The 11,181-nt window shown below is 72.1% G+C and carries 9 protein-coding genes and 1 pseudogene; 4 read left to right on the plus strand and 6 right to left on the minus strand.

Going from position 1 to position 11,181, the window contains the following annotated elements; genetic code table 11:
- Positions 1-28: 28 nt before the first annotated feature.
- The 6 genes from fbaA to ACWFR4_RS42560 all read right to left on the minus strand — a co-directional run bounded on the left by fbaA (position 29) and on the right by ACWFR4_RS42560 (position 5,766).
- Entirely contained in the window at positions 29-1,057 is a 1,029-nt protein-coding gene (fbaA, locus tag ACWFR4_RS42535; RefSeq protein WP_375987306.1) for a class II fructose-bisphosphate aldolase, read from the minus strand.
- A 167-nt stretch (positions 1,058-1,224) separates the two neighbouring features.
- On the minus strand, positions 1,225-1,776 hold the full coding sequence (gene pyrE / locus ACWFR4_RS42540) for an orotate phosphoribosyltransferase (RefSeq protein WP_116511810.1): 552 nt from the start codon (positions 1,774-1,776) through the stop codon (positions 1,225-1,227).
- A 23-nt stretch (positions 1,777-1,799) separates the two neighbouring features.
- Positions 1,800-2,594: an aldose epimerase family protein gene (locus ACWFR4_RS42545; RefSeq protein ID WP_453656857.1), complete on the minus strand. Its 795-nt coding sequence runs from the start codon at positions 2,592-2,594 to the stop codon at positions 1,800-1,802.
- 20 nt (positions 2,595-2,614) lie between these two features.
- Positions 2,615-3,439: an SRPBCC domain-containing protein gene (locus tag ACWFR4_RS42550; RefSeq protein WP_453656858.1), complete on the minus strand. Its 825-nt coding sequence runs from the start codon at positions 3,437-3,439 to the stop codon at positions 2,615-2,617.
- Positions 3,440-3,492: 53 nt separating this feature from the next.
- The gene (locus ACWFR4_RS42555; RefSeq protein ID WP_453656859.1) at positions 3,493-5,154 is read right to left on the minus strand and encodes a polyamine aminopropyltransferase; all 1,662 of its coding nucleotides are present in this window, start codon (positions 5,152-5,154) and stop codon (positions 3,493-3,495) included.
- A 90-nt stretch (positions 5,155-5,244) separates the two neighbouring features.
- On the minus strand, positions 5,245-5,766 hold the full coding sequence (locus ACWFR4_RS42560; RefSeq protein ID WP_376255647.1) for a DUF2617 family protein: 522 nt from the start codon (positions 5,764-5,766) through the stop codon (positions 5,245-5,247).
- A gap of 788 nt (positions 5,767-6,554) precedes the next feature.
- On the opposite strand from ACWFR4_RS42560, the gene ACWFR4_RS42565 reads away from it, so the two are divergent.
- The 4 genes and pseudogenes from ACWFR4_RS42565 to ACWFR4_RS42580 form a co-directional block, all read left to right on the plus strand.
- Positions 6,555-7,742: a pyridoxal phosphate-dependent aminotransferase gene (locus tag ACWFR4_RS42565; RefSeq protein WP_453656860.1), complete on the plus strand. Its 1,188-nt coding sequence runs from the start codon at positions 6,555-6,557 to the stop codon at positions 7,740-7,742.
- Between the two features lie 218 nt (positions 7,743-7,960).
- Complete coding sequence (locus tag ACWFR4_RS42570) at positions 7,961-9,463, plus strand: VMAP-C domain-containing protein (protein ID WP_453462744.1); 1,503 nt, start codon at positions 7,961-7,963, stop codon at positions 9,461-9,463.
- Positions 9,464-9,557: 94 nt separating this feature from the next.
- Positions 9,558-10,673 carry an AAA family ATPase gene (locus tag ACWFR4_RS42575; protein WP_453462741.1) on the plus strand — a complete coding sequence of 372 codons (1,116 nt, stop codon included), beginning with the start codon at positions 9,558-9,560 and terminating at the stop codon, positions 10,671-10,673.
- A pseudogene (locus tag ACWFR4_RS42580) lies at positions 10,670-11,181 on the plus strand (hypothetical protein); the annotation flags it as partial. The gene ACWFR4_RS42575 and the pseudogene ACWFR4_RS42580, both read left to right, overlap by 4 nt.

The raw sequence follows: 11,181 nt of genomic DNA on the forward strand, positions 1-11,181 counted from the left end.
GCCGGGCCCCGACGTCGTACGCGAATGCCTACTTGAGCTTCGTGCCCGTGGAGCGCAGGTTCGCGCAGGCCTCGGAGACGCGCTTGGCCATGCCCGCCTCGGCGGACTTGCCCCAGGTGCGCGGGTCGTACTGCGACTTCACGCCGACCTCGCCGTCGACCTTCAGGACGCCGTCGTAGTTGCGGAACATGTGGTCCGCGACCGGACGTGTGAAGGCGTACTGGGTGTCGGTGTCGAGGTTCATCTTCACGACGCCGTTCTCCAGCGCCGTCGCGATCTCCTGCTCGGTGGAGCCGGAGCCGCCGTGGAAGACGAAGTCGAACGGCTGCGACCCGGCCTTGCCGTACTTGGCGCCGACGCCCTCCTGGAGGTCCTTGAGGAGCTCCGGACGCAGGACGACGTTGCCCGGCTTGTACACGCCGTGCACGTTGCCGAAGGACGCGGCGAGCAGGTAGCGGCCCTTCTCGCCCAGGCCCAGGGCCTCGGCGGTGCGGATCGCGTCGTCGACGGTCGTGTACAGCTCGTCGTTGATCTCGTGGCTGACGCCGTCCTCCTCGCCACCGGTCGGGGTGATCTCGACCTCGAGGATGATCTTCGCGGCGGCGGCCTTCGCGAGCAGCTCCTGGCCGATGGCCAGGTTGTCGGCGAGGGTCTCCGCGGAGCCGTCCCACATGTGGGACTGGAACAGCGGGTTGCGGCCGGCCTTGACGCGCTCGGCGGAGATGTCGAGCAGCGGGCGCACATAGCCGTCCAGCTTGCCCTTGGGGCAGTGGTCGGTGTGCAGCGCGACGGTGACGTCGTACTTCTCGGCGATGATGTGCGCGTACTCGGCGAGGGCCACGGCGCCCGTCACCATGTCCTTGTTGTACTGGCCGCCCAGGAACTCCGCACCACCGGTGGAGATCTGGATGATGCCGTCGCTCTCGGCCTCCGCGAAGCCGCGCAGCGCAGCGTTCAGGGTCTGCGAGGAGGTCACGTTGATGGCCGGGTAGGCGAACTTGCCGGCCTTCGCCCGGTCCAGCATCTCGGCGTAGACCTCGGGGGTTGCGATGGGCATGTGTCCGCTCCTTGGGATGTGCGGGTGTGTGCTGTCAGACCCTGACCTGGGGCCTCTCGTCTGGATCGGCCCCGGATGGCGACGTCATCGTCGCCCCCATCTTTCCAGACTTGCCGGACAGCTCCAGCCCTGGTCGCCTACTGGGTCCGGCCTGTTATCGACCGGCCTCAGTCGAGGCCCAGCTCGTCCTTGCCGAACGCGAACAGGTACGGGACCCCGGCGCCCTCGGTGATCTTCTCGGCGGCGCCGGTGGCGCGGTCCACGATCGTGGCGACGCCGACGACCTCGGCACCGGCCTCGCGCACGGCCTCCACGGCGGCGAGCGGGGAGCCGCCGGTGGTGGACGTGTCCTCGACGACGAGGACGCGACGGCCCTTGATGTCCGGGCCCTCGACGCGGCGCTGCATGCCGTGCGCCTTGGCGGCCTTGCGGACCACGAACGCGTCGAGGCGCTCGCCCCGGGCGGCGGCCGCGTGCAGCATGGCGCCGGCGACCGGGTCGGCGCCCATCGTCAGGCCGCCCACGGCGTCGAAGTCGAGGTCGGCGGTCAGGTCGAGGAGCACCTGGCCGACCAGCGGGGCGGCCTCGCCGTCGAGGGTGATGCGGCGCAGGTCGATGTAGTAGTCCGCCTCCAGACCGGAGGAGAGCGTCACCTTGCCGTGCACCACGGCCTTGTCCTTGATCTGCTGGAGAAGCGCGTCACGCACGTCGTTCGTCATGGCTACGAGCTTAAGGCTCCGGCTCAGAGCGCTCGCCACGTCCAGGTGGTCGTCGCCTCCAGGGGGTCCACCGGGGTGACGAGGCGCGGCAGCGTGTTCAGGCCGTCCGGCGGGCCGGTCTGCGGCTCCACGCACACGGCCGCCTCCTGCTCGTCGTAGACCACGACCCACTGCTCCCGGCTCGCGACCTTGACCTCGAGCCGCTGCGGCCAGGACAGGGTCACGTCGACGCCGTCGGGCATCCCGAAACAGTCGTCCCAGGGGCCGTCCGTGCGGTCGACCCGCTTGCCCGTGGGGAGGTGGTCGTCGCCACGCTCCTCCTGCCAGGCCGGGGAGAAGTCGACGCGCACGCCGTCGGTGGAGCCGTCTAGGGCCCGGTTGAACCAGGGGTGCCAGCCGGCCTGCGCGGGGAACGAATCGCCGTACGTCTCGATGCCGAGCGTCAGCGTGAGCGAGTCCTCGGTGAGGCGCACCATCTGGGTGACCCGGCCGGGCCAGGGCCAGGGCTCGGCGAGGTCGTACGTGAAGACGGCCTCGTCGGCGCTCGCGCGGGCGGTCGTCCACTCGGCGTCGCGGGCGAAGCCGTGGATGGCGTGCGGCGGCGAGTTCAGGGGCATCTGGTACATCTGCCCGCCGTCCCGGAACCTGCCGTCCCTGACGCGGCCGCACCACGGCACCATCGGGAAGCAGCCGTACCGCTCCCCCTGCCGGAGGAGTTCGGTGCCGCCGATACGCAGGCTGCTCACGCGGCAGCCGTTGCCCGGCTGCACGGTCACTTCCGCGTCACCCGCGGTCAGCGTCGTTTCCTGGGTAGTCACGGGCCGACCTTACTTTTCGATCAGCGCCGGCGCCGCAGTACCCGGCCGACGACGATCGCGGACGCGACCACGACGGCGGCGGCGGGCGCGGCCCAGCGCAGCGTGGCGGTGGCCGCCGTGGACTCGGGCGCGGGCACCGGGGCGTAGCGGCCGCGCGGCGGCGCGTGGTCGACCTCCTCGGCGCTGCGGCCGATCATGGTGCGGCGGGCGTGGGCGGCCTCGGCGGGCGGCACGTCGGCGTCGAACCCGGCGTCTTCGCCGGCCGCGTCGGCTCCGGGTTCCGGCCCCGCGAAGGGGGCGAGCGAGGGTGGCGGGATCTCGGTCTCGAAGACGGAGGTGTGGGAGTCGTCGGTGGCGTCCTCCGCGTCCTCGCTGTCCTCGGTGTCCGAGGTACGGGTCACGTCCTCCGCCCCCGGGTCCGTCCCCGGCTCCGCCGCCGTGCCGAGTGCCTCCGCGAAGCGGGTCAGGAGGCGGCGGACCGCGGACTGCACGGCGTCGTCGGGGAGTTCGGCGACCCGGCCGTCCCCGCTGCCCGACGCCACGAACATGACCTTCGAGCCGCCGGACACCGCCGCGACCCGTACCGTCACCGCGAACTTCACGGAGCCGGTCCCCCGTGCCTCGGTGCCGTCGCCCTCGACCGCGAACGCCCCGGTCTCCGTCTCGGTGACGCGCAGGGAGCCACGGTAGGTGATGGTGTGGCCACCGATGCGGAGCTTCAGCCGGCCGCCGTCGCCGGAGGCCTCCCGCTGAAGTCCGGGCACCGCCCTCGCCACCAACTCGGGGGCCGCCAGCGCGCCCCTCAACGACTCCGCCGGAACCGGAACGAACACCTCATGCTCCATGCCGCCCGAGCCTACCCACGCCCGGCCCCACGCGTCCCGCGTTCGGCCCGTACTCAGTCGGCGTACCGCGGATGCACCAAGGTCGACGGAACGAGTCCGGTGATCCTCGAACGCTCCGCGGCCCGCACCCGCTCGCGCGGCACCGCCCCCTGCGGCAGCGGCCGGGGGCCCGCGAGCACGAACCCCCAGTCGCTCGGCGCCCGCGTCCCGTCGAGGGTCCGGTCGGGCCCGTCGGCGATCCCGGTGAGCCGGTCCCACGCCCCGTGCCGCCGCCCGGCCGGGGCCGGCGGTTCGCCCGCGCCCACCCAGTACGGCACCGTCCGCAGGCCCGCCGCGCGCAGCGTCGTGTCGACCGTCCAGAACACGCGGGGCCGCGACGACAGCGACCCGGCGTGCACGGCGAGCCGCCCGTCCGGGGCGAGGACCTGCGCCGCCAGGCCGTAGAACTCCTGCGAGTACAGCTTCGTGGCGGCCGTGATCCCGGGGTCGGGCAGATCGGAGATCACCACGTCGTACGGGGTGTGCGGGTCGCGCAGCCAGCGGAAGGCGTCCGCGGTCACGGCCCGCACGCGCGGATCCTCGTAGACGTGCCCGTTGAGCGCGCTGAGCGGCGGATCGTTTCTCGCGAGGCGGACGACGCCCGGGTCGATCTCGACGATGTCCACGTGCCGCACCCCGGGGAAGCGCAGGACCTCGCGGGCGGCGAGGCCGTCACCGCCGCCGAGGATGAGCACGCGCGCGTGCGGTCCGGCCATCGCGGGCCGCACCAGGGCCTCGTGGTAGCGCTGCTCGTCATGGCCGCTGACCCGCAGGCGCCCGTCGAGGTACAGGTTGAGCGGCTCGTGCTTCCCCCCGGTGAGGACGATCTCCTGTACGCCGGTCTGGACGGCGACCCGTACGTCCTTGCCGTACATGGCCTCCCGGGCGGCCCGCTCGAAGTCGTCGACGTGGGCCGCGGCACAGGCGAGCAGGCCGAGCACGACGACGTTCGCCACGAGGAGCGTCCAGCGGCCGCGGCGCGTGAGGTCCCTGCGGAACAGGCCGAGCACGAGGGCGCCGCCTGCGAGCGCGTTGACCGCGCCGGTCAGCAGCGCGCCCGTCAGCTGCCCGAGCATCGGCAGCAGCAGGAAGGGGAAGGCGAGCCCGCCGACGAGCGCGCCCACATAGTCGGCGGCGAACAGGTCGGCGACGGCGCCGCCGGGGTCCTGCCGTCTGATCCGCTGGATGAGCACCATCAGGAGGGGGACTTCGGCGCCGATGAGCACGCCGATGGCGAGGGAGAACCCGACGACGAGGTAGCGCGAGCCGCCCGCCCAGGATCCGCCCCAGTCGCCGGTCCAGGCGAACGCCGCGTACAGCGCCATCGCGCTGCACCCGCCGACCAGCGCGAGGGCGGCCTCGACCGCGCCGAACCCGGCGGCGGCCCGCAGCCGCAGCCGCTTGGCCCCGAGCGAGCCGATGCCCATGGCGAAGACCATCACGGACAGGACGACGGACGCCTGGGTGACCGAGTCGCCGATCAGGTACGAGGCGAGCGCGACCAGTTCGAGTTCGTACACGAGTCCGCAGGCCGCGCAGAGGAAGACGCCCGCGAGCACGAGGAACCGCCCCGTCGCCTGCTTCACGGGGAGAGGGGCCACGGGAAGGGGTGCCCTGCCCTCCCCGCTCCGGGCGCGCGGGACGCCGGGCGGGAGGGGGGTGCGCGGCTCGATCACGTTGCGAACGCTACGTCACCGCGCAACTCCGTCCAGTCACCCACACGTGTGGAAGTGGGCCCGTGCGCGCATAGGTTGCGGCCCATGGCGTCACAGCATCGCGGCCGGGGTCCGCACGCCCACCCGGGTCCGGGTGACGACAAGTTGACCCTCCTGCGGATAGGCGTGCCAGGTGCGCCAGCGCACCTGCCCCTCCTGCCGGTGGGCGAGCAGTGCGGTGAAGGCGTGCGGGCTGCCGGGGAACACCCCGGCGAGACCGTTGGGATGGTCGGACACCAGCGCGATGAGTTCCTGTGCGCGGCCCGCGAACGAGCCCTCGGAGAGGGTTTCGACGTGTGCCGCGAATTCGTACTCCCAGTCGCCCATGCGCTTGGCGACGCCGAGCGGCAGCGGGGTGCTGCTGCCCGGGATACAGGCGACGGTCTCGGAGCAGCTGCCCTGCTCCTCCTCCAGGAGTACCTGGTGCGAGGCACCGAGGAGCCTCAGCTGGAGCTTGGCACCGGCGAGTTCGAGGTCGAGCGTGGCGAGCGCGGGCAGCGGTTCGCGGCCGAGAGCCCAGGCCAGGTCGTCCGCGCGAGTGTCGGTGTAGGCGGTGTTCAGGGTCGTGAGCATGGGTCGGCTCCGCTAACACGCAAAAGGAGGTGAGGCCGGCGCTGAGGGGGGAGGGCCGGCACGTGCCCACGAGAACGTACGAGGGCCGCTTTGACGGTTAAGAGGGAATCATGAACGGTGGCGCCGCCACAGCGTTTTTACCCAACTTCGCCGGGTTTCCATCCCCTTCGGGGACCCCACAGCTCAACTGTTCAACTTCTCCGGGCAACTTGCGTACCGTTCCCGCGCAACAGACCATTCCAGACGCATATGGCGCCCTGACCGTCACACGCTTCTCCCGCCGTCCCCCGCATACGTACGGCCCACGCGGACCGGCTGCCCCGTGTCAGCCGCCTCCCTGTGGGCCGTACGTGTCCTGGTGGCGCGGTCAGCTTCCGCCGCCGCACCCGCCCCCGCCGCCGCAGGAGGACCCGCCTCCGCAGGAGCTTCCGCCCCCGCACGAGGATCCGCCGCCGCAGGAGTGCCCGTGGTGTCCGCCGGAGCTGCCCGACGAGCAGGAGGACCCGCCCACGGCACCGCCGCCGCCGGCCCACCAGCTGCTGCTGGAGCGGCCCGAACGACCCTTGCTCAGTGACGTCTTCCCGCTCCGTGCCTTGCCCGAGCCGCCCGCGGACGACACGGCCACGACGATGCCCACGATCACAAGTCCAAAGATGATGGCTCCGATGATCACGGCCCTCACCTTCCTCTCATTCCCCCGAGAACGCCCCCGTCGGGCGTGACTCGGGGATTCCCGGACCCGCGCCCCGTCAAAGCAGAGTTGAGGAACTCCAGAGGTTCGGCGCAGGATGGCGGCCATGACCTCCAGCGCGCGCCCCCTGCTCAACCGCCGTCTCGCCGAGTTCGGGACCACGATCTTCGCGGAGATGTCCGCGCTGGCCACGGCGACCGGCTCGATCAACCTCGGCCAGGGCTTCCCCGACACGGACGGCCCCGAGGAGATCCGCGAGGCGGCCGTACGGGCGCTGCGCGACGGCCGCGGCAACCAGTACCCGCCGGGCCCCGGCGTCCCCGAGCTGCGCACCGCGATCGCCGCCCACCAGGAGCACCGCTACGGCCTGTCCTTCGACCCGGACCGCGAGGTCCTCGTCACGGCCGGCGCCACCGAGGCCATCGCCGCCTCGCTGCTCGCCCTGGTCGAACCCGGCGACGAGGTCGTCGCGCTGGAGCCGTACTACGACTCGTACGCGGCCAGCATCGCGCTGGCGGGCGGCACCCGCGTCCCCGTCACCCTGCGCCCCGACAGTGGGGCCTTCCGGCTCGATCTGGACGAGCTGCGCGCCGCGGTCACCGACCGCACCCGCCTCCTGCTGATCAACACCCCGCACAACCCCACCGGCACCGTCCTCACGCGCGAGGAACTCACCGCGATCGCGGCACTCGCCGTCGAACGCGACCTCCTGGTGATCACGGACGAGGTGTACGAGCACCTGACGTTCGGCGACGCCGGGCACATCCCGCTCGCCACGCTCCCCGGCATGCGCGAGCGCACGGTGACCATCGGGTCCGCCGGCAAGACCTTCTCGTTCACGGGCTGGAAGGTCGGCTGGGTGACCGCGTCACCCGAGCTGGTCACCGCGGTCCGCTCGGCCAAGCAGTTCCTCACCTACGTCGCGTCCGGCCCCTTCCAGTACGCGGTCGCCGAGGCACTCGCCCTGCCCGACTCGTACTACGACGCCTTCCGCGCCGACATGAGCGCCAGGCGCGACCTCCTCGCGGACGGTCTCGCGGCGGCCGGCTTCGAGGTCTTCCGGCCCGCGGGCACGTACTTCGTCACCACCGACATCCGCCCGCTCGGCGAGAGCGACGGCTTCGCGTTCTGCCGCGCGCTGCCCGAACGCGCGGGTGTCGTCGCCATCCCGAACGCGGTGTTCTACGACCACCGCGAGGCGGGCGCCCCCTTCGTACGGTTCGCGTTCTGCAAGCGGATCCCGGTGCTCGAAGAGGCGGTCGACCGCCTCAAGAAGCTCGCCTGAGACCCGGGTCCCGAGCGGTACCCCGATGAACGCGTGATCCAAATGGGACGGTTGCGACCGTACCCACACGCGGCTCTTCGTCATACCCTTGCTGGCTCGGGCAGCGACAGTACGACCGCTGCCGCGGGACGCGTGAGGGGGACACGTGGAAGTGGCTCGACCGACTGCGGACATCTATCCGGCGGATGCCACCCGGTGGCGCAACCGCCGAGACGGCCATGCCTGAGCGCCCGTCCCCGTACCCGGCCTTTCCCGCGAGCGAAGAGCAGCTCGTGGAGGCGCTGATGCGGGTGTCCGTCATGGAGGACCGGCGCAGCCGCCGGATGTGCGTGGACCGGGCGCTGCACCGGCTCGGACAGCGCCTGTCCGTGACCGAGTTCGGCGACAAGAAGCCGCACATCGTCGAAATGGTGCGGGTGTTCGGCGCGGTGCCCCAGGGCTGGCTGCGGCTGGTGGAGGCCGTCCGCTATCTGGCGGACGACGATCTGGCCTCGCTCCAGGCGTCCGCCCTCGTGGAGTCGCCGCTGCCGCCGGCCGGCGACCCGGCGCAGCGGGCCGCGCTCGACCCGCTCCTGAGCGGCCTGGACCGCGGCTCCGTGCCGGACCTCGCCGACCTGTTCCGTCATGTGGCCGGGGACAGCTTCGGGCCGCTGCCGAGGACGACCCGCACGGCACGCGAGGCGTACGAGCTCCTGGAGCAGTGCAACGTTCCCTCGGACGGGATACCGAGGAGCGTGCGCTTCCTGCACGAGCTGGCCTATCTGGTCGGCCCGGAGCGCGGCGACCCGCTCAGGGTCTGGCTCAGCCGCCACATCCGCTCCCTCGCCGACGCGGGACCCGAGGGGCAGCGCATGCTCGACGCCGTCCGCACCTCCACCGGGAGCTGGCGAAGAGACCACGGCCATGAAGCCTTCCTGGTGATCCGGCTCCAGCCGTTGACCGAGTCACCCGACCGTGTCGCACTCACCTGCTGGACGAGTACCGGCAACGCGTGGGAGCCGCGCCAGCGGGACGACCGGGAGCTGCGCCTGACGGAGGTGCCCGACTGGGTCGCCACCCTCGTCGACCGGGAGGAAGAGCGGCTGCGCAACCACCACGGCGGCATCGTCGTGGAGTTCATCCTCTCCCTGGCGATGGCGAACACACCGGTGGAGGACTGGACCCGGCCGACCCCCTTCGGGCCGCGGCAGCCCGGCCTCGGCATGTCGGCCCCGTACCGCCCTCCGCTGGGCATGGACTACAAGGTCGTCATACGCAGCCTGGAGCGGATGGAGGCACGCCAGGTCCACCGGGTGTGGAACGCGCGCTGGGAGGTGCTGAGGAGCGGGGGTGCGGGGCGCGTGCACCGGTGCGAAACCGGCGCCGGGTCCCAACAGCAGGCTCTCTACGCCAAGTTGAAGCACAATCAGGCCATTGTGCTGATGACTCTGGGGTCGTCACCCGACTCGGAACACGGGCTCAGCGAGCTGACGCTCGGCCTCCAGGCGGGCCTGCCGGTGCTGCTCTGGGCTCACCAGGGACCCCTCGACGACACCGAGCACGCGGAACTCCACAGGCTCGCCGAAACGGGTGCCTGGGACGACTTGTTGGAGACGGTCACGCGCTTGCGCTTCTCTCCCGGAACACGCGACGATGGGCCGGAGGGTTCCATCGACTCTCGTATCGCTGTGCTGTGGGACGATCCGAGCCGCCTTCCCGAAGTACCGGAATCAGCAAGTTGAAGACTTCCAGCCCAACCAGGTGTTCGGGCTACGGCGGTTGGGGAGTACGGACGTGCACCGACCGGGCACGAACCAGGGTGAGGGGGAACGGTCGATGGCCGACAGGGATCCGCACGTTCCGGCACAGACCGACGGCGCCGCGGCCGACCCCGGCGCATGGCGCATCTACCGAGGCACGGCGAGGCCCCGCGGCAAGGAGCCCGTGTCCCGCGAGTTACCGCCGCCCCCGCCCTGGCGCCGCTTCACCGGCGCACCCCTGATCTCCGATCCGCCCCCGGGCGACGAGGACGAGTTCACCCGCCGCCTCGGCCCGCCGGACGGCCCCGTCGTCCGCAAGGCGTCCGAGCAGGAACTCGATCTCGTCAATGCCGCGCTGTTCCTGCGCAGGCCGCTGATCGTCGCGGGCCCTCCCGGCATCGGGAAGTCGAGCCTCGCCCACTGCATCAGCCGCGAACTCTCCCTCGGCCGCGTCCTGCGCTGGTCGATCACCAGCCGCAGCACCCTCAAAGATGGCCTCTACGCCTACGACGCCATCGGCAGAGTGCAGGAAGCGGCCACCCGCGGCGCCCTGCGCGGCTCCGAACCCGGCGCCGCCGGCGATCCGGCACCCGACCCGGACGGCCTGACCAACCTGGGCGACTACGTCCAGCTGGGTCCGCTGGGAACGGCATTGCTGCCCCGCAAGACCCCGCGCGTCCTGCTCGTCGACGAGTTCGACAAGTCCGACACGGACCTCGCGGGCGACCTGCTGAGCGTCTTCGAAGAGGGCGAGTTCCGCATCCCCGAGCTGGCCCGCGTGCGCTCCAGGCTCCCCGACGCCGAGGTGCACACGGACGACCCGGACGGCACGGCGGTCATCCACCACGGAGCGGTGCGCTGCGCCGCGTTCCCCGTCGTCGTGATCACGAGCAACGGCGAGCGCACGCTGCCGCCCGCGCTGCTGCGCCGCTGCCTCTACCTCGATCTCCCCGCGCCCGACGCGGGCCAGCTCGCGGCCATGCTGGCGGCGCAGCTCTCGCAGGACGACGAGGGACGCACGGCGATGATCCGCGACTTCCTCAGCCACGCGAGGACCGGCGGCTCGCTCGCCGCGGACCAGCTCCTCAACTCGGAGTTCCTGCGCACCACGCCTGCGGGCCCCGACCAGGGGTCCATGAGCACGCTGTTGCACGCGCTGTGGCGACGGCTCGACGAGGTCGGCACTGGATGAACCGGTCGCCCTCCCACGGCGGCGTGGCGGGTGACGGTATCGGGCCGGGTGCCGCATCGCTGGCCGAGGCGTCCCCACAGCCGCACTGGTACGAGGCGGGCGAGGTCCTGTGGCTCGCCGCGCAGCGCTGGCTGCGGCTGAAGGACGCCCAGCGCGGCAGGCCACGGCCGGGCCCGCCGGTCGAGCTGCCCGAAGCGCCCGAGGCGGAACGCCCGCGCCCCGAGGACCTGGACGCCCCCGTGCCGGAGCTCACGGAGGAACCCGTAGAGCAGCCCGCACCCTTGACCGGGCCCTCGGCACCGGACCCGGATCCCGGCGGCCATGTGGACTCGCTCCTCATGAGCCTCGGGAACGGCTTCGCGCTCGACCGCTCACGGGAGATCGAGAAGGCGCTGCATCCGCTGAAGCGGCGCATCGCCTCCCGGGGCCAGGTCTTCCTGAACGAGGAGGCCACCGCCGAGCTGCACGCCGAGACCGGCATGTGGCTGCCCCAGCTGGAGCCGGGCCA

It is taken from the genome of Streptomyces sp. NPDC055140 (assembly GCF_053607285.1).

Excerpts from the sequence above, each read along its gene's own strand:
- fbaA (WP_375987306.1), bottom strand. The coding sequence starts at position 1,057 with ATGCCCATCGCAACCCCCGAGGTCTACGCCGAGATGCTGGACCGGGCG.
- pyrE (WP_116511810.1), bottom strand. The coding sequence starts at position 1,776 with ATGACGAACGACGTGCGTGACGCGCTTCTCCAGCAGATCAAGGACAAG.
- ACWFR4_RS42550 (WP_453656858.1), bottom strand. The coding sequence starts at position 3,439 with ATGGAGCATGAGGTGTTCGTTCCGGTTCCGGCGGAGTCGTTGAGGGGC.
- ACWFR4_RS42560 (WP_376255647.1), bottom strand. The coding sequence starts at position 5,766 with ATGCTCACGACCCTGAACACCGCCTACACCGACACTCGCGCGGACGAC.
- ACWFR4_RS42565 (WP_453656860.1), top strand. The coding sequence starts at position 6,555 with ATGGCGGCCATGACCTCCAGCGCGCGCCCCCTGCTCAACCGCCGTCTC.
- ACWFR4_RS42570 (WP_453462744.1), top strand. The coding sequence starts at position 7,961 with ATGCCTGAGCGCCCGTCCCCGTACCCGGCCTTTCCCGCGAGCGAAGAG.
- ACWFR4_RS42575 (WP_453462741.1), top strand. The coding sequence starts at position 9,558 with ATGGCCGACAGGGATCCGCACGTTCCGGCACAGACCGACGGCGCCGCG.